The organism is Natrarchaeobaculum aegyptiacum, from assembly GCF_002156705.1.
GTDB classification, from domain to species: Archaea; Halobacteriota; Halobacteria; order Halobacteriales; family Natrialbaceae; genus Natrarchaeobaculum; species Natrarchaeobaculum aegyptiacum.
The window spans coordinates 2,745,160-2,769,400 of sequence record NZ_CP019893.1; the positions used below are offsets into that span (position 1 = coordinate 2,745,160).

The 24,241-nt window shown below is 62.5% G+C and carries 23 protein-coding genes and 1 tRNA gene; 16 read left to right on the top strand and 8 right to left on the bottom strand.

Annotation, left to right across the window (positions count from 1 at the left end):
• Positions 1 to 25: 25 nt before the first annotated feature.
• Complete coding sequence (locus B1756_RS13385) at positions 26 to 448, bottom strand: CBS domain-containing protein (protein WP_267128193.1); 423 nt, start codon at positions 446 to 448, stop codon at positions 26 to 28.
• 163 nt (positions 449 to 611) lie between these two features.
• Here B1756_RS13385 and B1756_RS13390 point away from each other — a divergent pair, with 163 nt between their 5' ends.
• The 6 genes from B1756_RS13390 to B1756_RS13415 all read left to right on the top strand — a co-directional run bounded on the left by B1756_RS13390 (position 612) and on the right by B1756_RS13415 (position 5,834).
• Positions 612 to 1,691 (top strand): M20 family metallopeptidase, encoded by a 1,080-nt coding sequence (locus B1756_RS13390; protein WP_086888997.1) that lies wholly within the window; start codon positions 612 to 614, stop codon positions 1,689 to 1,691.
• Between the two features lie 84 nt (positions 1,692 to 1,775).
• Positions 1,776 to 2,333 carry a metal-dependent hydrolase gene (locus B1756_RS13395; protein WP_086888998.1) on the top strand — a complete coding sequence of 186 codons (558 nt, stop codon included), beginning with the start codon at positions 1,776 to 1,778 and terminating at the stop codon, positions 2,331 to 2,333.
• A gap of 203 nt (positions 2,334 to 2,536) precedes the next feature.
• Positions 2,537 to 3,337: an enoyl-CoA hydratase/isomerase family protein gene (locus B1756_RS13400; protein ID WP_086888999.1), complete on the top strand. Its 801-nt coding sequence runs from the start codon at positions 2,537 to 2,539 to the stop codon at positions 3,335 to 3,337.
• Position 3,338: 1 nt separating this feature from the next.
• Positions 3,339 to 4,241: a beta-keto acid cleavage family enzyme gene (locus B1756_RS13405; protein WP_086889000.1), complete on the top strand. Its 903-nt coding sequence runs from the start codon at positions 3,339 to 3,341 to the stop codon at positions 4,239 to 4,241.
• The gene (locus B1756_RS13410; protein ID WP_086889001.1) at positions 4,238 to 5,044 is read left to right on the top strand and encodes an SDR family oxidoreductase; all 807 of its coding nucleotides are present in this window, start codon (positions 4,238 to 4,240) and stop codon (positions 5,042 to 5,044) included. Before B1756_RS13405 ends, B1756_RS13410 begins: the two co-directional genes overlap by 4 nt.
• A 58-nt stretch (positions 5,045 to 5,102) precedes the next feature.
• On the top strand, positions 5,103 to 5,834 hold the full coding sequence (locus B1756_RS13415) for an SDR family oxidoreductase (protein ID WP_086889002.1): 732 nt from the start codon (positions 5,103 to 5,105) through the stop codon (positions 5,832 to 5,834).
• A 37-nt stretch (positions 5,835 to 5,871) separates the two neighbouring features.
• On the opposite strand, the gene B1756_RS13420 is transcribed toward B1756_RS13415, so the two are convergent.
• Positions 5,872 to 7,566 (bottom strand): acyl-CoA carboxylase subunit beta, encoded by a 1,695-nt coding sequence (locus B1756_RS13420; protein WP_086889003.1) that lies wholly within the window; start codon positions 7,564 to 7,566, stop codon positions 5,872 to 5,874.
• Between the two features lie 143 nt (positions 7,567 to 7,709).
• Between B1756_RS13420 and B1756_RS13425 the strand changes: the two genes are divergently transcribed.
• The 4 genes from B1756_RS13425 (at position 7,710) to B1756_RS13440 (ending at position 11,777) form a co-directional block, all read left to right on the top strand.
• Positions 7,710 to 8,888, top strand: a complete 1,179-nt coding sequence (locus B1756_RS13425) for an acyl-CoA dehydrogenase family protein (protein WP_228434372.1) — start codon at positions 7,710 to 7,712, stop codon at positions 8,886 to 8,888.
• 284 nt (positions 8,889 to 9,172) lie between these two features.
• A complete protein-coding gene (locus tag B1756_RS13430; protein WP_152031310.1) occupies positions 9,173 to 9,901 on the top strand; it encodes a DUF6498-containing protein in 729 nt (242 codons plus the stop codon).
• A 175-nt stretch (positions 9,902 to 10,076) separates the two neighbouring features.
• On the top strand, positions 10,077 to 10,361 hold the full coding sequence (locus tag B1756_RS20350) for a DUF8011 family protein (RefSeq protein ID WP_086890192.1): 285 nt from the start codon (positions 10,077 to 10,079) through the stop codon (positions 10,359 to 10,361).
• Between the two features lie 174 nt (positions 10,362 to 10,535).
• Positions 10,536 to 11,777, top strand: coding sequence for a M48 family metallopeptidase (locus B1756_RS13440; protein WP_086889006.1), 1,242 nt, complete (start codon positions 10,536 to 10,538; stop codon positions 11,775 to 11,777).
• Positions 11,778 to 11,910: 133 nt separating this feature from the next.
• On the opposite strand, the gene B1756_RS13445 is transcribed toward B1756_RS13440, so the two are convergent.
• Positions 11,911 to 12,627 carry a DUF6498-containing protein gene (locus tag B1756_RS13445; RefSeq protein WP_086889007.1) on the bottom strand — a complete coding sequence of 239 codons (717 nt, stop codon included), beginning with the start codon at positions 12,625 to 12,627 and terminating at the stop codon, positions 11,911 to 11,913.
• Between the two features lie 147 nt (positions 12,628 to 12,774).
• Here B1756_RS13445 and B1756_RS19220 point away from each other — a divergent pair, with 147 nt between their 5' ends.
• Positions 12,775 to 13,194, top strand: coding sequence for a hypothetical protein (locus B1756_RS19220; RefSeq protein ID WP_152031311.1), 420 nt, complete (start codon positions 12,775 to 12,777; stop codon positions 13,192 to 13,194).
• A gap of 901 nt (positions 13,195 to 14,095) precedes the next feature.
• Here the strand turns inward: B1756_RS19220 and B1756_RS13450 are convergent.
• Positions 14,096 to 15,748 (bottom strand): class I adenylate-forming enzyme family protein, encoded by a 1,653-nt coding sequence (locus B1756_RS13450; protein WP_086889008.1) that lies wholly within the window; start codon positions 15,746 to 15,748, stop codon positions 14,096 to 14,098.
• 390 nt (positions 15,749 to 16,138) lie between these two features.
• Positions 16,139 to 17,527 carry an adenylosuccinate lyase gene (gene purB / locus B1756_RS13455; protein ID WP_086889009.1) on the bottom strand — a complete coding sequence of 463 codons (1,389 nt, stop codon included), beginning with the start codon at positions 17,525 to 17,527 and terminating at the stop codon, positions 16,139 to 16,141.
• 177 nt (positions 17,528 to 17,704) lie between these two features.
• Between purB and purH the strand changes: the two genes are divergently transcribed.
• Positions 17,705 to 19,342 (top strand): bifunctional phosphoribosylaminoimidazolecarboxamide formyltransferase/IMP cyclohydrolase, encoded by a 1,638-nt coding sequence (gene purH, locus B1756_RS13460; protein ID WP_086889010.1) that lies wholly within the window; start codon positions 17,705 to 17,707, stop codon positions 19,340 to 19,342.
• Positions 19,343 to 19,357: 15 nt separating this feature from the next.
• On the opposite strand, the gene B1756_RS13465 is transcribed toward purH, so the two are convergent.
• Complete coding sequence (locus tag B1756_RS13465) at positions 19,358 to 19,798, bottom strand: DUF5518 domain-containing protein (RefSeq protein ID WP_086889011.1); 441 nt, start codon at positions 19,796 to 19,798, stop codon at positions 19,358 to 19,360.
• Positions 19,799 to 19,930: 132 nt separating this feature from the next.
• Between B1756_RS13465 and B1756_RS13470 the strand changes: the two genes are divergently transcribed.
• The gene (locus B1756_RS13470) at positions 19,931 to 20,683 is read left to right on the top strand and encodes an SIMPL domain-containing protein (protein WP_086889012.1); all 753 of its coding nucleotides are present in this window, start codon (positions 19,931 to 19,933) and stop codon (positions 20,681 to 20,683) included.
• Between the two features lie 150 nt (positions 20,684 to 20,833).
• On the opposite strand, the gene B1756_RS20225 is transcribed toward B1756_RS13470, so the two are convergent.
• Together B1756_RS20225 and B1756_RS13475 are read right to left on the bottom strand one after the other, a co-directional pair.
• Positions 20,834 to 21,385 (bottom strand): HalOD1 output domain-containing protein, encoded by a 552-nt coding sequence (locus tag B1756_RS20225; RefSeq protein WP_394340700.1) that lies wholly within the window; start codon positions 21,383 to 21,385, stop codon positions 20,834 to 20,836.
• Between the two features lie 284 nt (positions 21,386 to 21,669).
• Positions 21,670 to 21,743, bottom strand: a tRNA-Tyr gene (locus B1756_RS13475).
• A 118-nt stretch (positions 21,744 to 21,861) separates the two neighbouring features.
• Here B1756_RS13475 and B1756_RS13480 point away from each other — a divergent pair.
• The 3 genes from B1756_RS13480 (at position 21,862) to ftsZ (ending at position 24,087) form a co-directional block, all read left to right on the top strand.
• On the top strand, positions 21,862 to 22,515 hold the full coding sequence (locus B1756_RS13480) for a ribbon-helix-helix protein, CopG family (protein ID WP_086889013.1): 654 nt from the start codon (positions 21,862 to 21,864) through the stop codon (positions 22,513 to 22,515).
• Between the two features lie 205 nt (positions 22,516 to 22,720).
• Complete coding sequence (locus B1756_RS13485; protein WP_086889014.1) at positions 22,721 to 22,903, top strand: ribbon-helix-helix domain-containing protein; 183 nt, start codon at positions 22,721 to 22,723, stop codon at positions 22,901 to 22,903.
• 2 nt (positions 22,904 to 22,905) lie between these two features.
• A complete protein-coding gene (gene ftsZ, locus B1756_RS13490) occupies positions 22,906 to 24,087 on the top strand; it encodes a cell division protein FtsZ (protein ID WP_086889015.1) in 1,182 nt (393 codons plus the stop codon).
• Positions 24,088 to 24,241 lie beyond the last annotated feature (154 nt).

Consider the following 24,241-nt stretch of genomic DNA (forward strand, 5'->3'; position numbering starts at 1 on the left):
CGGGAATTTGCCACGCCGTCACCGATCACTGCTGGGTCGACCACTTGTCAGAACGACGGACGCGACCGCGTTCGATCTCCCGGATATCCGCACTCACGTCGCCCCATCGGCGGATCAGGTCGTAGGTCGTCACGATGCCGACCACCTCGAGATCATCCACGACGACGAGTTTCTTGATGTTCTCCGATCGCATCCGGTCGATCGCCGTTCCGATCGGCTGTCCGGGGTCGACCGTCACCAGCGGATGACTCGCCACCCGGTGGGTCGGTATCTCGGCGAGCGGCCGCCCGGTATGGTAGGCCGCGTGGATGAGATCCGACTCGGTGACGATCCCGTAGGGATTGCCGTCGTTCGTTACGACGACGCTCCCGACGTCTCGCCCGAGCATTCGCTCGGCGACGGTCTCGAGCGTCGTCTCTCCGTCGCAGGTCACTACGTCCTCGACCATGACGTCTCTGACTCGACTGCCCATGGCCTCGAATGACCGTCACCGCTACTGAACCTATCGCCCGCTCGAGACGACCGTGGCGGGAACCCGGGGCGCTTATCCTGTGGTGGTGGGTAGATGCTGGCATCGACCAGCGGTCTGCTGGTGCTGACCGACACCACCCATGTCCTTCGACGTCGACTCCTTCCACGCCGAGGCCGTCTCGACTCCGTCCCACGAGGACGTCTCAGCAATGCGTTCACTGCTCTGTGAGACGCTTCGGGACCACGGTCTCGAGCCAGAGGTCGACGACCTTGGGAACGTGCTGGCGAGCAAGGATGGGGCAGACGACGGTCCACACCTCGTCCTGAACACTCACATCGACACGGTCGCACCGCACGTCCCCTACGAACGCGACGGCGACGTCGTCCGTGGACGCGGTGCCTGTGACGCCAAGGGTCCACTCGCCGCCTTGCTCGCGGCATTTTTGCGGGTCGACCCCACGGCCGGCACGCTGACGCTCGCGATCACACCCGACGAGGAGACGCTGATGACCGGGGCGGCCGGACTTCAGGAGCGACTCTCCGCCGATGGTTTCGTCGTGGGCGAACCCACCGATCTCGACGTCTGCATCGCCGCCCGCGGTCAGTGTGAAGGGACGATCACGATCACCGGCGAGAGCGGCCACGCCGCGAGCGTCCCTGCCGAGCGAAACGCCGTTTTCGGCCTCTCGAGCGTTCTCGAGACGCTCCGCCGCTACGACGCCGAAGCCGGTCCGGGCGCAGACGACGTCCTCGGCGCACCGAAGCTGACGGCGACGATGCTCGAGGCCGGTGAGGCTCCCAACCGCGTGCCCGACGCGTGCCGGCTCACGTTCGACCGTCGTAGCGTCCCGCCGGAGACGAGCGAGTCGTTCCGCGACGACCTCGAGGCGTTTCTCGAGGAGTGTGTTCCCGACGCGCTCTCGCTCTCGGTCGACCTCATCCGACCCGATACGCCGTTCCCGCCAGCGTTCGTGACCGACCCGGACGCCGACCTGGTCCAGACCCTGCAGGAGGCAAGCGGCGGCGAGGTGCGACCGTTCGGCGCGGCGACGGAGGCCGGGTTCTTCGCCGTCGACGCACCGACGGCCGTCTTCGGACCCGGCGTGCTGGCCGACGACGAGGGCGGAGTCGCCCACGCCGAACGCGAGTACGTCCACCTCTCGGACGTCGAGGCCGCTGCGGACGCACTCGAGGCGACGCTCCGGGCAGTCTGTGGCTGACGACTCGAGAACTGGTCGGCCCCCGTTCGCAGTACGTTCGAACCGACGCAACGGCTTTGCGAGCCGTCGACGTACGACCGGCAGATGCTTCCGCCCGGCCACCTCGGCGTCGCGTACCTGCTGTACTCGCTGTACGCACACGTCAGGTTTCGTCGGCCGCCGCGACAGGAACCGGTGCTGGCGGTCGTCGTCGGCTCCCAGTTCGCGGACCTGATCGACAAGCCACTCTGGTTGCTCGGCGTCTTCCCGACTGGCCGCGACCTCGGACACTCGTTGCTGTTCGCAGTCGTCTTGCTCGCGGCCGTCTACCTCGTCGCGTTCGCACTCGAGCGCGTCGAGACGGCGACCGCGTTCGCTATCGCCCACCTCTCTCACCTCGCTGCTGACCTCCCGCCCAGGTTCGCACTCGGCTATCCGTTCGGAACCGAGTTCCTGCTCTGGCCGCTCGTTCCCCACCACACGTTCGGCTACAACGAGCGGCTGTTCGACCCACCCGCTTTCGTCGAGACAGTCGTGACGCCGTTGACCGACCCCGTGACCTTTCTGGCCGTCGAGTTCGTTCTCTTCGGGCTCGCGGTCGGACTGTGGCTTTTCGACGGTCGCCCCGGCCTCGAGTACGTCCGCAATCTATCCCGTCGATGATGGTTCTGCCCACGTTCGTCTGTCGCGACGGTAGTTGATCCTGTGTCGGACAACTGGTCGCGTGGCATACATTTACTACTATGTGTATCTCTATCACGTGTCATGGGTTCGACGACGCCCGACTGGAACCAACGCGGCGACGCAGACGCAACGTACGCGGACGGCACGCCCAACCACGGTGCCCCTCGAGTGCGGGGTGAACCATGACCGACGCTGAGACACTCTCGAGTGAGGACCTCGCCGTTTCGGTCAGCGACGACGACCTCGTCGTCCGGGCGACGATCGATCGGCCGGACCGGCGAAACGCGCTGAACGACGGCGTCATCCGGGGGCTTTCCGACGTGCTCGAGGCGGCCGACGCGGGGCCGACCCGCGTGGTCGTGATCCGCGGGGCCGGTGGCACGTTCTGTTCCGGCGGCGACCTTCAGGAGTTCCCGATCGGTCAGGGTACCCAGGCCTATCGCGAGAATTTCGGTGCGCTCTCGGGGCTGATCGAGCGCCTCCAGCGGACGAGTGCGCTCACCGTCGCCGCCGTCGAGGGACACTGTCTCGCGGGCGGGCTGGGACTGGCGACGGCCTGTGAGTTCGTCCTCGCGAGCGACGATGCGAGCTTCGGGACGCCGGAGGTCGACGTCGGCCTCTTTCCAGCGCAGGCGATGGCACCGATCACCCGCGCGGCGACGGAGAAAGCCGCGCTGAAACTGCTGTTCACCGGCGAGCACGTCGACGCCGCCGAGGCTCGAGAGATGGGGCTCGTCACCGACGTCGTCGCTGCCGAGGCGTTCGAGGCCGACCTCGAGTCGCTGGTCGACACTCTCGCAGCGAACAGCCCGGTCCTGATCGAGATGGGCAAGGAGGCCTACTACGAGCAACGGGACATGGACGTCGCTAGCGCCCTCGCGTACCTCAAGGAGGTCATCGCCATGATCGCGATGAGCGAGGACACCGAGGAGGGGATCGACGCCTTCCTGACCGATCGCGAGCCCGACTGGCGGGGGCGCTAGTATGACTGGAACCACCGACTTCTACGCCCGGCAGGCCTCGACGAAGGGCAACGACCCCGAGACGGTCGTCGTTTCGGCGGCGCTGACCGGCGCGCTGACGACCCGCGAGCAGTGTCCGGCCATTCCCTATACGCCCACGGAGATCGCCGAAGAAGCCGCCGCGGCGCGCGAGGCCGGCGCTGCCGTCGCCCACATCCACGCCCGCACCGCCGAGGGCGCACCGACGTTCGACGTCGACACCTACCAGGAAATTCACGACGCGGTTCGCGATCGGACCGACATCGTACTCAACTTCTCGACGGGAGCGATCGACGTCCCACTCGAGGACCGCCTCGAGTACGTCCAGTCGGTCGGCCCCGAGGTCGCCGCGCTCAACATGGGCTCGATGAACTACGCGAAGTACTCCGACTCCCGCGAGGACTACGTCTTCGACATGATCTTCGAGAACCCATTCTCGGAGATCCGCGACCTGCTCGCGGGGATGAACGAGGCCGGCGTGACGCCCGAACTCGAGTGTTTCGACACGGGTCACGTCGGGAACACTCGACCCCTGCTGAAGGAAGGGGTTCTCGAGCGACCGTTCCACGTGAGCCTGATCATGGGCGTTCTCGGCGGGATTCCCGCCACGGTCGAGAATCTGGTCCACCAGGTCCGTCAGTTGCCCGACGACTCCACCTGGCAGGTCATCGGCATCAGTCAGGACCAGTGGCCACTGGCCTCCGCCGCGGCTGCGATGGGGGGCAACGTCCGCGTCGGCCTCGAGGACAACTTCTACCGGCCGAACGGCGAGATGGCCGAGAGCAACGCCGAGCTCGTCGAAGACGCCGTCGAGCTGGTTCGCACCGTCGGCCGCGAACCCGCAACGCCCGACGAGGCCCGCGAGATTCTGGGGGTCGAACGATGAGCCTCCCGGAGACGCCGCCCTCGATGGAGCTGTTCGCCCCGGACCTGCTCGCCGGCGAGACGGCGCTCGTGACCGGTGGCGGCACCGGCATCGGGAAGGAACTCGCGCTGGCGTACGCCGACCACGGCGCGAACGTCGCCATCGCCAGCCGCTCGATGGACCACCTCGAGCCCGTCGCCGAGGCGATCGAAGACCGCGGCGTCGAGGCCTGCGCGACGACCGTCGACGTGCGCGACCGCGACGACGTCGAAGCGATGCTCGAGACCGTCCTCGCGGAGGTCGGAGACGTCTCGATCCTCGTCAACAACGCTGGGGCGAATTTCCTCTGCCCGGCCGAGGAGCTGTCGGCCAACGGCTGGCGTTCGGTCGTCGGAACCATCCTCGATGGGACCGCAAACTGCACGTTCACCGTCGGCGAGCACCTGATCGACCGCGGCGGCGGCGCTATCGTCTCGATGGGCGCGACCAACTCCGTCCGCGGCGCGCCCTACCACGCCCACTCGGGCGCGGGGAAAGCGGGCGTCCACAACCTGATGCAGACCGTCGCTGCCGAGTGGGCCCGCCACGGTGTTCGCGCGAACACGGTCGCGCCGGGCGTGATCCGCACCGAAGGCGTCATGGACGTGATGGGCGAGACCGTCGCCGAGCAGGTGATCGACGAGGATCTGGCAGCCGACCGCCTCGGGACGCCCGCCGACTGCGTGCCCGTGACGCTCTTCCTCTCGAGTCCCGCCGCGGCCTACGTCACGGGCGCCTACTACGCGGTCGACGGCGGCCAGCTACTGGCGCCGACGCCGATGTGACCCGTGCTCGAGTCCGCGGCCATCCACAGTTAACTCCCCGGCACCGAAACGTCCGGCCATGACACTCGAAACCGAGACGGTGATCGTCACCGGCGCGAGCCGCGGACTCGGCGCATCGATGGCGAAACGGTTCGCCCGCGAGGGGGCGTCCGTCGTGGTGACTGCCCGCAGCGAGTCGGAACTCGAGGCGGTCGCGGCCGAGGCCGACGGCGAGACGCTCGTTGCACCGGCCGACGTCACCGACGAGGCTGCTGTCCGCGCCGCCGTCGAGACGGCGGTCGACGAGTACGGCGCGGTGACCGGCCTCGTGAACAACGCCGGCATCGGGCTGTTGAATCTCTACAGCGAGCAGCGCGTGCTTCACGACGTCGATCCTGACGACTTCCGCACGATCCTCGATGTCAACGTCACCGGTGTCTTCCTGTTCTCGAAGTACGTCGTCCCACACATGATCGACGCTGGCCGTGGCAACGTCGTCAACATCTCGTCGGGGCTCGGTCGCCGCGCGGCGGCGAAGTGGGGCCCGTACGTCGCCTCGAAGTGGGCCCTCGAGGGGATGACCCGGACTCAGGCGGCCGAACTCGAGGCGTATGGGATCTCCGTCAACGCACTCGATCCCGGCGGCCGCGTGGCGACGGCCTTCTGGGACCATCTACCGGAGGACGAACGCGAGGGCGTCCTCGAGCCCGACGTGATGAACGACGCTGCCACGCGGCTGCTCGCACAGGGACCCGACGGGATTACCGGCAAGTCGATGGCCGCCGACGAGTGGGAGCAGCGACTTGGCTGACTGGTTCGACCTGCTCGAAAACTGCCACACCCGGCGATCAGAACAGTACCGTCCCGTGGTACCGATCCCGCTCCGTCCGCCGTTTCGTCCGTAGCGTCCGAAGCCGCGCTGCCAGCTGGTCACGCAGGTCACCGGCCGGCAGGAGTTCGTCGACCTGCATCTGTGCGGCCTGTGCCCGCACGTCGATGTGTTTGTCGTACTCCGCGCGCATGCTCTCCTCGAAGGCCTCGCGCGACTCAAGGTCCATCTCCTCGAGCTGTTCTGCGAACAGTGCGTTGACGGCCGCGTCGGGACCCATGACGGCGATCTCGGCACTCGGCAGGGCGAGGGTAGCGTCGGGGTCGAACGAGGGGCCGGCCATGGCGTAGATGCCCGCACCGTAGGCCTTGCGGGTGACGACACAGAGTTTCGGCACCTGGGCGTTCGACGTCGCGTAGATGAACTTCCGCCCTTTCTGGAGGACGCCCTCGCGTTCGACCTGCGATCCGACCATGAAACCGGGCGTGTCACAGAGGTAGATCAGCGGAATGCCGAAGGCGTCACAGGTCCAGACGAAGCCGGCTCCCTTCTCGGCGGAGTCGGGGAAGATCGCCCCGCTTTTCGCTGCGGGCTGGTTGGCAACGATTCCCACCGGTCGCCCCTCGATCCGCCCGAATCCGGTGACGAGTTCGGGGGCGAAGTCGGGCTTGAGTTCGAACCACGAGTCGGCGTCTACGAGTCGGTCGATCACCTCGAGGACGTCGTAGCTCTCGTTCGGTTTCTCGGGGATGACGGCGTCGAGCCCCATCGGGTTCGCCGCGGGGGTGTCGGGGTCACGCGTCGGTACCGGCCCGTCGTGGCGCTGTGGGAGATAGGTCAGCAGGTCGCGGACGGCGTCGGCGGCCGCGCGCTCGTCGGGCACGACGAGGTCCGCGCTTCCCGACTGTGTGGCGTGGACCTGTGGCCCGCCCAGTTCCTGCATCGTCGCCTGCTCACCCGTGACGGCCTCGACGACCCGCGGACTCGCGATCGCCATCCCGCTGATCTCCTCGACCATGATCAGGTAGTCACAGAACACCGGCGTGTACGCCGATCCCGCGATGTCTGGACCGTAGAGGACGCCAATCTGGGGAACCTGGCCCGAGTGGATACACTGGTTGTAGAACATTCGGCCGCCGCGGTAGCGATCCATGTGGGTGTCGCCCGGGTCGCGTTCGTCGAGGTTCAGCCGCGCACCGGTCGAGTCGATCAACCGGAGGATCGGCGCGCCGACCTCGACCGCTCGTTCGGCCAGCCGGATCTCCTTCTCGACGCCCATCTGGCCGAGCGACCCCGCCTTGACGGTGTAGTCGTTCGCCGCGAAGAAGACCGTCCGGCCGTGGATCGTCCCGACGCCGGTGATCATCCCGTCGGCCGGCAGGTCACCGGCGTCGTGACGGGCGAACGTGCCGTCTTCGTACTCGATATCGTCGAAGATCAACTCGAGGCGGTCCCGGACGAACAGCTTTCCGAGGTCGGCGATCTTCTCGTGTCCGCGTTCGGGTCCGCCGGCGAGGATCGCCTCGATCTCTTCGCGGAGCCGCCGCTCGCGGTCGGTGATCACTGGATCGTCCCCGCCCTCGCCAGCGGTGACGACCGGTTCCTCCTCGCCGTCGACGACCAGTTCGACCGCGCCGCCGAGGTGGGCCGAGAGCGCACTGGCTATCGCACGCGCAGTCTCCTCGTCGGGCGTGGCGTCGACGCGAATCTTCATCGGGATCGCCTCCCTCGTGTCGGTCGATCGATCATAGTAAGACTATTGTTACCAGCTATCAAAGAAATTTGGTCTCGAGTACCGGTTAAACTCCGTTTTCGTTCTTGCCCGTGGGAAACTGTAACGTCACTGCACGATTATTGATGACGGTACGCATGGACTACACCGAGACCGACGAACACCAACTGATCCGCGACAGCGTCCGCGAGATTGCAGCAGACTACGACTGGGCCTACTGGAAAGACTGCATCGAGGAGAACGAGTTCCCCGAGGCGTACTGGGCCGACCTCGCACGCGACGGCTGGCTTGGCGTCACCATCCCCGAAGAGTACGGTGGTGCCGGACTGGGCATGCTCGAGATGTCGATGGTGATCGAGGAACTCTCTCGTGGCGGCGGGCAGGGTGGGATCATCTTCGTGCTCACGCCCGTCTTCGGCGGGATCAGCATCCAGCGCCACGGAACCGACGAACAGAAAGAGGAGTACCTGCCTGCGATCGCCGACGGCGAGATGCGCTTCTGTATGGGCCTGACCGAAGCGGGGGCCGGAACGAACACGCTCAACATCGACACGACGGCCGAACGTGAGTGTCAGGAGTTCGTCATCTCGGGCCAGAAGATGTGGATCAGCGGCGTCGAGAACGCCGACGAGATGCTATTGATCGCGCGAACGTCGGAACTCGATCCGGACAATCCGACCCACGGCGTCTCGATGTTCCTCGTTCCAGAGCCCGCCGAACAGGACGGCATCTCCCTGACGCCGCTGGACGTCGAGGTGCCGTGGTTCGAGACCCAGTACCAGGTGGACATCGACGGGCTGCGGGTCCACGAAGACCGCATTCTGGGCGCAGAAGACGGCGGCCTCTACCTCCTGTGGGACACCCTGAACACCGAGCGGATCGCTGGCGCGGCGAGCGCCATCGGCGGCGGCCTGCGAGCGATCGACCTCGCCGTCGACTACGCCAACGAACGCTCGGTCTTCGGCCAGCAGATCGGCGGCCACCAGGCGATCCAGCACCCGCTCGCCGACGCTTACGCCGAATTACTCTGTGCCCGCGAGATGACCTACAAGGCCGCCTCGAAGTGGGACCAGGGCGAAGACGCCGGCACGGAGGCCAACGTCGCCAAACTCCGCTCGAGTGAGGCCGCGACGAAAGCCGCCGACCGGGCCGTCCAGACCCACGGCGGCAACGGCTTCTCGGCCGACTACGAGGTCTACGACATCTGGCAGAATTCGCGGCTGTTACAGACCGTCCCGATCACCAACGAGATGGTCAGGAACTTCCTCGCCGAACACACGCTCGGACTCCCGCGATCGTACTAGGCTGGGCCACGCTGTCGTGGTCACCCGAACGACTCTGTCTTCTCGGCAACGGTCGTCTTGTATAGTATCACTTGGCTTGGTTGAAATGCTTACTGGTTGATAGGTTTCGGCGACCGTGGTGAATGCAGAGCGCGAATGTGGCACCAATCTCAGTAAAATATGAGCCAGAGAACGGTGGTCGGAATCTAACAAGCACAGTGCCGGGCACAGATGTCCGAGATCGACCTTAGTAGCAAGTGTATCGGATGATTAAATAACAGCTGGTGGGGATGGTCCATCGCAAGATGTACAGCAAGGTCGAGAAGGCATTGTTTGGCCGGTTTGGCCTCGCTAGCGACTATCTGACGCAGATCATCACACACGCGTTCCTCGTTGTCGGAATCGTCGCTTTCCAATGGAGTGTGTTCGAGATCCTCCTAATCTATGTGCTCGAAATCGCAGTCATTAACGTTTTGTTCACCTTCGCAGCGCTGTTTGCCGCCCAACCAATCGACGGCCGTGACGCGGAGAAATGGAAGCGGGAACCGAACCCTATCCGGACGATTCCACTTCTCCCGCCGGTGTACAGACGAAACGTTGGAGTGGTGGTGAAACAGTTCCTCGCGTCGTTGTTCTACCTGTCGATCATCGGCATAGCAGTTGTCGACTTTATAGAGCAAAGCGTTCTCTCGTTGCTTTCCTCGTCGGCTGGTCTCGCAGTACTCGCTATCTGCATCACACAAACAGCACGCGTCTGGCAACAATTCTTTGCCGGTCAGTCGTATCGAGAACGATCGCCAGCTGAGGCAATCAAAGCCGCTCAAAAACCGTTGGGAGAGGCTTTGTTTCTGCTATTGCTCGTGATTGTACCGATTACGGTTGCTCTAGGAATAACTGCAATCGCAGTAGCTGGAGATGGAGGTGAAATCGAACTCGGTGCTGTTGAGACTGGGGCCGTACTGCTGCTGTATGTCATTCCTATCGGCGTAGTCAGAGTATGGTTGCAAGACGCTAAGCTAACGATTATAGACTGACGAAAAGACCATCGCAACCGCGTACAGAGCAGTTTTAGTTATGGTGTTGCACCTATCCTCTGAGTGGGGCATGCCACTCTTGACAGAAGCTGGGTAGTTCACACGAGGCGTGCTGAACTCACAGCGCAAATGTTGCATAGTGCTTTTTGAACTGTATGAGAACTACCACAGTACAATGCCCTCCAAAACGGTATTCGACTCGAACTGGAGTTCGAACATTTTTGAGAAGCCAAAAGGGTGGCCGTATAATGCCGTACTCTTGTTTGCGGCAGCCCTTTCTTTCTTCTTGATGTACACTAGAGAAACAGGGGCTTGGATGACTCTTGGATTTATTTTCATCGTCTTTGCTATTGGTGAATCGATTCCGTCGGAGCGAACATCGCTCGCAGGAGCCATTCGGGTCGGCGGACTTGGACTTGTCGTCCTTGTTGCTGTTATAATCGACTTTGGACTCAAGTAGTACCTTGACAATCAATGCACTCGAGCCGTTCCCGGGTCGATACTGCTGTCGGCTGTCATACCGTTGGTGACACGGCTGCGGTCGGGATCGGTTCGCATCCGCTGGAGGTCCGTCGAACCGGGCGCGATCGGCCCCACCAAAACGTTGTTTACCACACATGAACAAGACCGGGATATGCCCCTGAGTCCGGACCGTCGACTCCAGCTCCGGATCGCATGTGCGCTCGCGCTCGTGATCGGAGTCAACGCGGTCGTTCTGTCAGTGCTCGCCTGGGGTGTCCACCGCGGGCTCTCCGCGAGCGGCCACGCGATACAATTCGATCTCGGGCTCCCAGCTACTGTCGGAGCGGTCCTACTCGGCGCGATCGGTCTCGTGGCTGTCCAGGCACGATACGGGTCGAAGAGAGTCGTCGCGGATCTCGAGACGGAGCCGATCGAGGGTGACGGCCCACGGGATGTCGGCGCGCGAGTTAGACGGCTGGCAAAACAGGCCGACGTTCCGGTGCCACCTGTGGCCGTCGCCGACCGTGACGAGCCGAACTGCCTGACCATCGGTACCCAACGCTCGCCGACGGTCGTCATCACCACGGGATCGCTCAAGCAACTGGACGACGACGAACTCGACGCCGTACTAGCCCACGAGATTGCGCACCTTGCCAACCGTGATCTGACCGTCGTGAGCGCTGTCGCCGCGATCGTCGCTATCGGTGATCGCTTGCTCGAGCGTGAGCGCACGCTTCGGGAATTTCTCGTATCGATTATTGTCGTCGCATTCTACGCTATCGCCGCGTTCTGGATCATCCTCCTGCTGGCAGCACCGTTTCTCGTGATCGCAACGCTGTTCATCTTCGTGAGTGCCGTCGCAAGGCTGTTACTGGCGGTGAACGCGATTACGATCGGGCTCTTCGCTAAGACGCGCGAGCACGCCGCTGATCGCGGTGCGAGCGAACTGACCGGCGACCCGGCCGCGCTTGCGAGTGCCCTCGAGACCCTCTCCGGGGATGATCGACCAAACCGAGACGCGCGCCTGGACGCGAGCGCAACGCTCGGCATCGTTCCGCAGTCCCTGTCGGTCGATAGATCGGACGATGGCGACGAGGAGGGCTGGTTCGACCGCTGGTTCGTGAGCCAGTTCAGCGCGTTGCGGGAGAATATCTCGAACTACTCGGCCAACGAGGAGGACTCCGCGACTCCAGAGTGGCGTGATCAGGAGTCCACAACCGCGGAGTGGCGCGAGCCCGATTACAGTGCCGACGACGAACCGAAGTCCTGGATCGTCGAACCGTTCGTAGAGAGCCTCGTTTCCCCAGTCCGGAATCGCGTTCGACGGCTGCTTTCGTGGCGACCCGCGACACATCCCACGACCGAGGCGCGGATCGAACAGTTGCAGACGCTCGAGTGGCGGCGACGGAACTGACCACCTGGGTCGCAGTGCTGTCGGTCGGCTGTGGTGTGGTTTTCAGCGTCGTGAAGCGTCTCGTCCGACAGCGGCGGGCGTTCATGACTGGTTACGACAGCCGACCGAAAAATAGGCAGCCCTACCTGCCGGTTTACCGCTCATAGGGGAGCGTCACGGTCAATCCACCGTTCTGCAGCCAGCCCCTGGCAACTCCGATAGGGATCACATATGCTAATAATACGATAGTCTGTGACTCTATACCGTCTACTGCAAACGCAGCAGTCACCAGTACGAAGGTAACAGGTACAAATACGAACAAGACTATAACGAGGAGTTCGTGAATTGGCCAAAGGCCGACTTTGATCGCTTCTGCTGGCGACCGGTTTTGATATGCCTGATCGGCAAGGAACTGTTGCCAGACACGCGATATTTGAGTGATACAAATGGCGAGTATCGCAAGGCCAACTGTTGGCGAAATCAGCGAGGGTATACTCTGGTTTGTGAGTTGGACTACAGCATGCATAAACGGGAGAATATAGACAAATCCAAAGGGCATGTATTTTAGAAAGATTCCAACATTTCGATCATACACCGGTGGAAAAAATGGAATTAGCCGAATTGGGGTCGGTTCTCTCTGCCATTTATCGCCGTCATGGCCTTCTATCGGTTGTGCCGCAAACAGCGCTACGGTTACGAACAGGACGTGAATGACTGCGATCTCGATTAGATAGAGGAGTACTATTTCACCAACTTCCCAATTAAAAAATAGAATTCCAATAACAAGGAAGAGGTGCGTGATGATTGGAGAAAGATACTCTCGAGAGACTCCAAGTTCATCGGAAATCGTCTCATCAACTCTTTTGGACATCTCCTGAATAAGATATAATCGACTCTCCCTATATGTGCTACTGTATATATGGCGCGAATGTGGCACCAGGTCTGCCTCGGTCTGTAAAGAGATGATCGGTCAGTACAGAAGTCACACTTATCACTGGGAGGATGATATATTTGCTTAATGTCCATTCCTGAGTCTGTGCAGTCACTTGCTGACGACGATCTTCGTTCGAGTGCTCTGAGGGGGTTGTTGATAGCGTTCGCTCTCACCCCAATCCTATTGCTCCCCAGTAATGTTCGAGAAATCACCTCGCCAGAAGCGACTGTGATGGCTCTCGGGCTTGGTGTATTGCTTGGAGTCCTACTGAGCTACATTACGGATAATATGCTCCAGCAGAACGATGGGGCAAATTCTACTGTAGCAGGCCTTCTCCTTGCATTGGTCGGTGGGCTACTTGTCTTTATTGCTGGTATTGGTATTTACGCACTCGGATTAGGAGAAGCGAGTGTTGTCGTCCACTTTGCCTTGGCATTCATCTGGAGTATGGCACTTACATCAGCAATTCGGCATCTCGGCATGACGGGCACACCCACTAAATAGAACTCCTCTCATCGATTTTGCTGATCAATACGCACGTGGTGTGTGCGGATGGTTCCTCGCTATTGGTGTGAAACAAACGACATCGTCGTGCTGCACTCACCCTCTGAGTCTGTCACGCCGTTTCTGACAGGAATCGGATAGTTCGTTCAGTGTGTGCTGGACTCACAGCGCGAATGTGGCACGGACTGAGGAGCGATCAACGTGGAAGATCGAACGGCCAGTACAGAGGCTTCATCTGACACTATGCTGTTGTTATATCGATTCGATTATCTTTGACTGCAGAACAATCTCAATCCGAGCAAGCACAAATGAAAGTACGATGGTCGCAGGTCCAGTTATATACAGGAAACCGATTAGTGGGTCGCCTGGACCAGGATCCGCCTCCGCTCGAAACCACAACCAGATGCCACAAGCGCAGACGATTACCGGCGTTACAGTCCGATATTCGATCAGCAACAACGCGGGTACTGCACCTACTACAAAAAACACAGCCAACGGTATGAACCAGACCCATACCGGCTCAAAGAGCTGGTAGGCCTGATTCTGTGCGTACCAGCCAAGTCCGGCTGCGGTAAGTGTCCCAGCTACAACTGATAACATAATAGCGGCCGTATTGAGTGTCCTCATATTCGGCACCTCAATCATTTCTGATGAATGTAGTCTGATAATGAATGATGATACATCTACCGATACCGTTGCAAAAACCTAGCTCCAGAGTGGGTCACACTGCTACCGATTGCTAAACTCTCTGTCAAGATTGGGGTTGGACTCGCGCTCTGTATTCAGCAGTCAACTCTTATCATATGCTGAGGGGATCAACAGACTCTAACAACTGAACGGGTTCGCATACCGATCACACAGCAGTCATGCGATTGGGTGCGCACTGATCGGTCAGTGGCTTCTATAGCTCCTCGCCACTCGACTGCAATGGCTCCTCGAGTCGGTCTTCGACGTCTGCTTCGAGGACGTACCGCTGGACTTTCTGGGTGGCACTGCGGGGGAGTTCGTCGACGACGAACACCCGCCGCGGGTGGGCGTAGGTCGCGACGCGCTCGAGAGCGAACGAGCGGATTTCGTCTTCGGCTACGTCGGTGTCCGCTTCGGGGACGACGAACGCGACGGGGGCTTCGCCTTTCACGTCGTGTGGTGCGGCGACGACGGCTGCTTCGGCCACGTCGGGGTGTTCGTAGAGGACGTCCTCGACTTCGGCCGGGTAGACGTTGTTCCCGCCGGTGATGATCATGTCGTCGGCGCGGTCGACGATCCAGAAGTAGCCGTCCTCGTCGATGCGGGCGACGTCTTCGGTGTAGAACCAGCCCTCGTCGTCGAATACCTGCTCGGTTTTGCCCGGCCGGTCGTGGTAGCCCTCGAAGACCATCGGGCCGCGGATCGCCAGTTCGCCGGTGACGGCTTCGTCGTCGTCGAAGTCGATCTCTGGGTCGGGGAACGGATCGATGTCTTCGGGTGCGATCTTCGTCTCGCGCGTCGCAGTATCGACGAGTTTGAGTTCGACTCCCGGCAGCGGCGGACCGACGCAGCCTGCTTCCTTTCGGACGCCGTTGAACGGTTCGACCGTTCCGGCCGGCCCCGTCTCGGTCATCCCCCACCCCTCGACGACGGGAACGTTCCAGGCGTCTTCGATCTGCCGGCGAACCTCCTCTGCCAGCGGTGCGGCTGCACAGATGACGTTCCTGAGCGAGGAGAGGTCGTACTCCCCGGGATTCTCGCGGTACTCGCGGAACATCATCGTGTACAGCGCCGGCACCCCGGCGAACATCGTGATCTCGTGTTCGTCGATCGCCGTCAGCATGTTCACCGGATCGGGCTCCGGCTGGAGGACCATCGTCCCGCCGCGATAGGTGAAGATCCCGAGCAACGCGTTCAGCGCGTAGATGTGGAACATCGGCAACACGAGCAGGATCGAGTCGTCGGCGTCGATGGCCAGCCCACCTTTCCCGTAACTCTCGAGGGTCGTCAGGACGTTTCGGTGACTGAGCAGGACTCCCTTCGGCCGGCCGGTCGTCCCACTCGTGTATGGCTGGATGCAGACGTCGTCGGGATCACGTTCGATCGGCTCGAACTCGTCGTCGGCGTCCATCGTCGCGTGCGAGTAGTTGACGATTCCCGCTTCCTCGTCGGCGACACCGGGCAGGAACAACGTTTCGACGTCCGCGGCTGCCGCCAGCTCCTTCGCCTCGTCGGCCAGGAACGCCGAAGCGATCATCGTCTCGATGCCAGCGTCTTCGATGACGTACGCGAGCGTCTCAGGGTCCATCCGCAGATTCAGCGGCGTCGATACCGCCCCGGCCTTGATGATGCCAAAGTGGGCAGGCGGAAACTGCGTCGTGTTCGGGACGAAGAGTCCGACCCGGTCGCCGGGAGCTACACCGTGGTCGACCAGTACGTTCGCGACGCTGTTAGCCTCCTCCTCGAGTTCCCTGAACGACTGCTCGCTCCCCATGAAGGAAAACGCCGTCTTGTCTTCGTACCTGTCTGCCGCCATCGCCGGGAGCGTCCCCATGTGCGCCAGTTGCTCCCCGTGGTGATATTCCATGGTACGATCACGCGTACCACACTATCTGTATTAAATCACCGGATCGTTCACACGATCCGTTCGTTCGTGGCGCTCGAGTCGCTGTCTCCGACGAACGTCACCGTTCTCGGGTCCGTCCGCACCGGCGGCACCTGAACGTCTTCATCTCGCCGCCGACTTCGACCCAGAGCAACTCGTAGTCGTGCGGACAGATCCGCTGACGAACGCGACTGGCAACACTTGTCATGGCTAGTCGACGCTTCTTGCCTGTCGTACTTACGTGTTCTTCTAAGATGGTTCTGAAGACAGTGGGTCAATATTACTTCTATAAGGTGGTTGAATGAGTGTTCGAAACCTATTTCTCTGAACGATCGTGAAGATTCCACGAGTTCAGAGCAGGACGACCCGACGTCACTCGAGGTCGTCGATCAGGTCGTCGGCGACGCCGGTGTAGGTCGCGGGGGTGAGCGCGTGGAGTTCCTCGCGAACGCCCTCGTCGACGTCGAGGTCATCGAACAGGTCGCGGAAGTCCTCGAGGGTGACCTCGCGGCCGCGGGTAAGCGCTTTGACCTGTTCGTAAGCGTCTTCCTGACCCTCACGGCGAAGGATCGTCTGGACGGCTTCGCCGAGGATCGCCGGGGTGTCGTCCAGATCGTCGCGCATGACCTGCTCGTTCGGTACGACCTTCGAGAGGCCGGCAGCGGTCTTGTTGTAGCCGATCAGGCAGTGAGCGAAGGCCCCGCCGATGTTACGCTTGACGGTCGAATCGGAGAGGTCCCGCTGGAGGCGAGAGGTGGTGACGTAGTCGGCGAGGAACGTCAGGTCCGAGTTCGCCTTCGAGAGGTTCCCCTCGCTGTTCTCGAAGTCGATCGGGTTGACCTTGTGTGGCATCGTCGACGAGCCGGTCTCGCCGGCGACGGCCTCTTGCCCGAGGTAGCGGTCGGAGACGTAGAGCCACATGTCCAGATCGAGGTCGAGCAGGACGTCGTTGGCCCCGCGGAGGGCGTCGAACAGCGTCGCGAGATCGTCACACGGGTTGACCTGTGTCGTCAGCGGCTCGAATCCCAGCGCGAGGTCGTCCTCAATGAACGACCGGGCAAACGCCTGCCAGTCGACGTCCGGGTAGGCCGCGTGGTGGGCCGCGTACGTGCCCGAGGCCCCGCCGAGTTTCCCCCGGAGCCCGTCGGTCGCCCGTCGAATGCGGCCGATCGCCGTTCCCAGCCGGCCGGCGTAGACGGCCATCTCCTTGCCGAACGTGGTCGGCGTCGCTGGCTGACCGTGGGTACGCGCGAGCATCGAAAGGTCGCGGTACTCCCGTGCCATCCCGCCGAGCGTGTCGGCGAGCCCGTGCAGTTCCGGCAGGAGCACGTCCTCGACGGCGTCCCGAACGAGCAGGCGGTGGGCGAGGTTGTTCACGTCCTCGCTCGTCAGTCCGAAGTGGATCCACGCCGAGGCGTCGCTGTTCGCCGGCAGATTGTGCCGAATGTAGTACTCGACGGCTTTCACGTCGTGGTTGGTCGCCTCGAACCCGGCGTGGCCTTCCGTCTCGAGTTTCTTGATCAGGCGGGCGTCTTCCTCGGCAAAGCTCCGGTAGAGCCCCCGAAGCTGGTCGCGTTCGTCCACGTCGATCTCGAGTGGCGTCACCTCGAGGTCGGCGAGCGCGAGGAGGTACTCGACTTCGACGCGGACGCGGGCGCGCATGAGCGCGGCCTCGCTCGCGTACGGAGATAGCGGGGCCGTCCGGCCACTGTATCGACCGTCGAGCGGTGACACGGCGTACAGCGCGTTGGTATCGGTCATCGTGCGGCGGTTTCGGATACAGCGCCAAAGGAATGTCGAAACCCGCCGGTGTCGAACCCACGAGCGTGCATATTGGGGGCGGTGGGGCCGAATATACTCTCTGGACGATGCACGATCGTGGATAACTTCGCCGAAGAGACCGCAACCACTTTGCCCTTCGCGGATGGGCCTACGCGTATGACCACGATCGCCGGGATGGCCGGCAACCGCGGGCGTAACCTGTTGAACGTCGCCGACCGTGCACCTGGTGGTGCCGAAATCGGCGTCATCCTCACGAATAGCCCCAACGCGCCGGTGCTCGAGGCAGCGGCCGACCGGGGGATTCCGACCGAGGTCGTCCCACTCGAAGACAGGACGAGCCGCCGCGAACACGAGGAGGCTGTGCTCGAGGCGCTTGCCGACTACGAGTTCGACCTCGTCTGCCTCGACGGCTACATGCGCATCCTCTCTGACACCTTCCTCGAGAGCGCGCCGACGACGCTCAACGTTCATCCCTCGTTGCTCCCCGCGTTCCCCGGCATGGACGCCTGGGGCGACGCCCTCGAGGCAGGCGTCTCCGTCACCGGCTGTACGGTCCACGTTGTCACCGACGCGACCGACGACGAGGGCCACGTACTCGAAGAGGAAGTCGACATGGGGCCGATCGTCACCCAGGAACCGATCCCGATCTACGAGAGCGACGACCGTGAGACGCTAAAAGAGCGCGTCCTCTACGAGGGTGAGTTCCGCGCGTACCCGCGCGCCGTCAAGTGGTTTGCCGAGGGTTCCGTGGACGTCGACCTCGAGGCGGGCGAGGTGTCGGTCGAGAACGACGTCGCGAGCACGGACGCGGACGACCACGTCGGACTGCCAGCGCGGCGGCTGGTTTCGGACGACCGCCTCGACACACTCCGCTACGGGGAGAACCCGCATCAGGACGCCGCGGTGTACGCCGACTACACCTGCGACGAGGCCAGCGTGGTCCACGCGGACCAGCTCAACGAGGGTGCGAAGGCGCTGTCGTACAACAACTACAACGACGCCGACGGCGCGCTCAACCTGATCAAGGAGTTCGACGAGCCCGCCGCCGCGGTGATCAAGCACACCAACCCCGCAGGCTGTGCGACCGCCGACTCGCTCGCCGAAGCCTACGAGAAGGCCCTCTCGACGGATCCGATGAGCGCCTTCGGCGGCATCGTCTCGCTCAACCGCGAGTGCGACGCCGAGACAGCCGAGTTGATCACCGACTCGTTCAAGGAAGTCGTCGTCGCGCCCGGGTATACGGAGGAGGCGCTCGAGGTGCTCTTCGAGAAGGACAATCTCCGCGTGCTCGATGTTGGACCACTCGGTGAATCCACGGAGCGCTTCACCGAGAAACCCATCGTCGGCGGGCGTCTCGTCCAGGAACGAGACGACCAGTCGATCTCCATCGACGACCTCGAGGTCGTCACCGAACGCGAGCCGACCGACGAGCAACTCGAGTCGATGGTTTTCGCCTGGCAGACGCTCAAACACGTCAAGTCCAACGGTATCCTCTTTGCGAACGGGACCGAGACGGTCGGCATCGGGATGGGGCAGGTCTCCCGCGTCGACGCGGTTCGGCTCGCGGCGATGAAGGCCGACGAGCACGCCGAGAGGAAAGACGCCGAGGGTGCCGTGATGGCCTCCGACGCGTTCTTCCCGTTCCCAGATGGGATCGAAGAGGCCGCAAAAGCAGGCATCGAGGCGGTCGTCCAGCCCGGCGGGTCGGTCAACGACGACGACGTGATCGCGGCCGCAGACGAGCACGGGATGGCGATGGCGTTTACGGGACAGCGGAGTTTCAGGCACGACTGAATCGCCGTTCTCCGATCAGTGACCGGCCTCGGTCGGTCGCGCGAGCCCGACCTGTCGGCAGGTCCAGCTGGTGATTCTCGCGGCGACGACAGCTGCAACGACTGCCAGCACGTACCCGACGAGGCCGAAGATCAGGACGTAGAACGCCTGAACCAGTTTGAACCCGGCCGGGGAACCCGTCTCGACGACGAACCACAGCAGGTCTGCGAGCGCGACGACCAGTGGGGTCATCGCGATCACGGCCGCTCTCGCGGCGACTCGAGAGCGGTGCACTGGTGCGGTCCGGTACAGGAGCCCGACGACGATCCCGGCGACGAACGGGCCACCGAGGCTGATCGAGTCGTCGGGAGAGAGAACACCGTGGAGAGTCAGCGGGAGGGCCACGATGCCCGCGACGAGGGCGTACCGCCAACCGGGGTCGTCGAGGTACATCCGGAACGTCTTCGCGAATCCCATAGTCGTCCTACAGGTGGTCCAATAATAAGGTCATCGAATCTACAGGTCGGCCCTGGTCCGCCAACTGGCACGACTCAAAGACGCCTTTCACCTTGGGAAGGTGACTTTTAGTTTCCATCCGAATTCTCCGGTATGGATCGACGACAGTTCCTCGCTGGCACGGCCGTCGTGGCCGCCGTCACCGCCGGCTGTACGACTCGAGCACAGAACGACGAACCGGACGCGATGGGCACCGTTCGCGGTGCAGCACCGGAAGACCCGGCCGAGCGGGAGATCGAGGTCAGCGCTCGCGGCGAGGTGGAAACGGAACCCGATCGGGCCACGCTCTCGGTCAGCGTCGAGGCCACGGGTGACAGCGCGGACGCGGTCGAATCCGACCTCGCCGAGCAGGCTGCAGCCCTCCGGGACGCCTTCGACGACCTCGAGATCCCCGACGACGACGTCGAGTCCGGGCGGTACGACGTCCGCCCGGAGCGAAACGGTACCGGTTACCGTGGTCGCCACCAGTTTCGGCTCACGCTTCGGGACCCCGACCGGGTTGGCGACGTGATCGACACCATCACCGCGGCCGGCGCCGACGACGTCGGCCGGATCAACTTCGGTCTCACCGACCAAACGCGCGCGGCACTCCGTGATAGCGCCCTCGAGGAAGCGCTCGAGAACGCAGACGCCGAGGCTCGTTCGATCGCGGCCGATCGAAACGTGACGATCACGGGGACGAAGGCCGTCTCGACCAGGAACGTCGACGTCGTTCCCGTTCGGGCCGAATACGACGCCGCAACGGCGGAGGTCGCAGATGACGCCGACGCGTCGCCGCGGACGGAGATCGACTCCGGCCCGGTCACCGTCACCGCGTCCGTCGACGTCGTCTACGGATTCGAGTGACTCGCTCGAGTACCAGCCTACTCCCGGGCCTGCACGGTGGTGTCGCTCTCCCTGTCGTGGGTCCCTCGCGTTCGCCGACGACGGCGTCGACCGCGCAGTAACGCTCGCCGTGAGTTCTCTCGGACAGTAGAGGAAGTTTCTGCAGCAACCTTACACCGTCGGACGAAGGAGGAGATACTCGCCGTTCTCAACAGTAATGTGAATGTCGTCGTAAACGAATTTGACCGTCCCCTCCTGTTGTGACGCACACAGCTCATCCAGCAACTCCGGGTCTATCGTCCAGTACAACGGGGTCAACTCGCACGGGTCACACCCTTCAGTGAACTGACAGCCTGGATCGCCGCCCTGTTCACGGGTTCGTCCGCCTGGATTTCGTATTCGACCGTGAGATGATCGTCTCGAGCCGTTGGGTCCATTACCGTGTTCAGTAGCTGCGGTCAGGTAAACCCCGAGTTTGAAAGAGCAGTGACTCGTTGGATGATCAGCTGTCGGTACCGTGGCACCTTCCGATACGCAGGCGACGGCTCCCCCTGGGGAGCGCGGTCGTTCTGCGACGGATTCGTCGTGCGAGTGGGCGTGTGCTGACCGACAGTGGCCACTCTCGCTCGAGTCACTCCATCGACAGTGGGAGGCTCTGCCGTCGATGACCAGAACGACCTGATCGCACGAATCGTTTCCTCGATAGGCAAACGGGCGAGACAGTCACGCCGATGGCACGTGTATGACGATCGTCACCGAAGGCCGGTAAACACGCGTATGGCGTGGACTCTACGGTGACGACTGGTCGGCGTCGGAGGGATGGCACTTGCGCGGACCACCCCGAACTTCGACTCCAAAAATCGCCGGGCGACGGTGTCCTCCAACCGGAATCACACCTACATCCACATTGCTGGCCCGAACCCGCGAACGAGAACTACTGGAGAGAGGTGCTGAAACGTGTGTAAACGCCACTACAAGGTTCGAATACGAATCGGCTTGGAGAGAAGTCCGCCCTCCCCGATTTGAACGGGGGACAAGTCGATCTACAGTCGACTGCTCTACCAGTCTGAGCTAAGGGCGGTCATTGAATTGTAGCCGCCGTAGGTGACATAAGGGTTGTTATTCTCGACGGCAACCGACTGTCGTGAATGGAAGAATGATTGATATAGGATGCCCGTTAACACAGTAGTATCGAGGCCATGAGTAAGGTCACGTTCCGGGCCGACGACGAACTCGTCGACGCCCTCGAGGAACTCGACGTCTCCAAGAGCGAAGCGCTCAGGGAGGCACTTCGATCGTACCTCGAGCGATCGCCCGAGGCGGAGAATCCAGCGCCGTCGCCCTCGACTGACGGGGACGCCGACGCGTCGTCGACCTCGTCGCTCGACGACCTCGTGCGAGAACGCGTCGACGAGCTGGTCGCAGCCCGCCTCGACGACCACGCCTTCGAGGCGACTCCGGGTGCGTACGCGTCAGACGGACGTGACGTCAACGTGACCATCTCACTCGAGGGAAGTGCCCTCGAGGTGACCGATGGCCCACGCGGGCGCGAATCAGAGCGTGGTCAGGCCGGCCGGGTCAACGTGAGACAGCCACGCTCGCAAGAGGATGCTGTCAGACGAGGCAGAGCCGAACCAGACGCAGACGTCGGTGCCCGCGGCTCTGACACCCAGTGTGGTCAGTGTGGAGAGATGGTCGACGGTGACCACGTCTACTGCCCGAACTGCGGTGAGAAACGAACTCGGCGGTTGTTCTGTGACTGTGGCGACGAGCTTCGGTCGGACTGGTCGTTCTGTCCCGGCTGCGGTCGTCGGACACCGGCGGCGGACGTCCTCGAGCGCGAGCGTCCGTGACAGCGATTTGAAGTGTCGTAAGACACTGACCGTCCTGACCGACGATAGTTTTATTACCCATGACAGTATTGCCCTTACTTGCGTAAGACGATCGTCTTACAGATCCGGAGAATCCCGGAAAACGGCCGCGACAGGCCGTTTACTTCTGTAAGACATGCTGCGTCTGACAGGGGCGCGCCGTCTTACCCAACGGGGAATACAAACCATGGAGCGTGTGACACTTCGCATTCCGAAGCAGCAGATCGAGGAGGTCGAACAGCTCGTCGACTCGGGCGAATTTCCGAACCGAAGCGAGGCGATTCGGTCGGCCGTCCGTGAGATGATCAACGAACAGTACGACGGACAGACCGAACAGTCCGGCGCCAAGCGCAACTGGGCGAGGGTCTAACGATGCAGGATATCGTTCAGGACGCCCTCGAAAACGCCGAACAGGAAGCCCGGGAGATGGACGTCGACATGGACGGTGACGAGTTCGGCGATCCGCGGATCGTCATCGTCGGTGCCGGCGGTGCCGGGAACAACACGATCAATCGACTGTACAACATCGGCGTCGACGGCGCCGACACCGTGGCGATCAACACGGACAAACAGCACCTCAAGATGATCGAGGCCGACACGAAGATTCTCGTCGGCAAGTCGCTCACCAACGGGCTCGGTGCCGGTGGCGACCCCTCGATGGGTGAGCGTGCAACCGAGATGGCCCAGAGCACGATCAAGGAGGTCCTCGGCGACGCAGACCTCGTGTTCGTCACCGCGGGCATGGGTGGTGGGACCGGCACGGGTTCCGCCCCCGTCGTCTCGAAGATCGCCAAAGAACAGGGTGCGATCGTCGTCGGCATGGTCTCGACGCCGTTCAACGTCGAGCGCGCACGGACAGTGAAAGCCGAGGAAGGACTCGAGAAGCTGCGCGAGCAGGCTGACTCGATCATCGTCCTCGATAACAACCGACTGCTCGATTACGTCCCGAACCTCCCGATCGGCAAGGCGTTCTCGGTGATGGACCAGATCATCGCCGAGACCGTCAAGGGCATCTCGGAGACGATCACCCAGCCCTCGCTGATCAACCTGGACTACGCGGACATGTCCACGATCATGAACCAGGGTGGCGTCGCCGTGATGCTCGTCGGGGAGACCCAGGACAAGAACAAGACCGACGAGGTCGTCAAGGACGCGATGAACCACCCGCTGTTGGACGTCGACTACCGCGGTGCCTCGGGTGGACTCGTCCACATCACCGGCGGTCCCGACCTCACACTCAAAGAGGCCGAAGGTATCGCCGATAACATCACCGAGCGCCTCGAGGCCTCGGCGAACGTCATCTGGGGTGCCCGGATTCAGGAGAACTACAAGGGCAAGGTTCGGGTCATGGCGATCATGACCGGCGTCCAGAGCGCCCAGGTCCTCGGTCCGACGACCCAGAAACAGGCTGACCGCTCTCGCGCCAGCATCGAAGGGGTCGATAATGCCGACTTCGACGCGAGCAACAACGTCAAGGGGCCGAGTTTCGGCGCCCAGAGCGACGGCGGCCGGAACGAACTCGAGAAAGAAAACGGCGTGGACGTCATCCGCTAGGCCCTCGCTGACCCGCAGTTTCTGCCCTCCACTCTCGCTTCGTTTTCTCGTTCGCTTTCGACACTTGCAACCGGTCAGACGTGTCTCTCGAGTGGTTTTGTTCGCCTCCCGTATGACACGAGATCACCGTGCGTCTTCGTTCTCGATGGTTCCG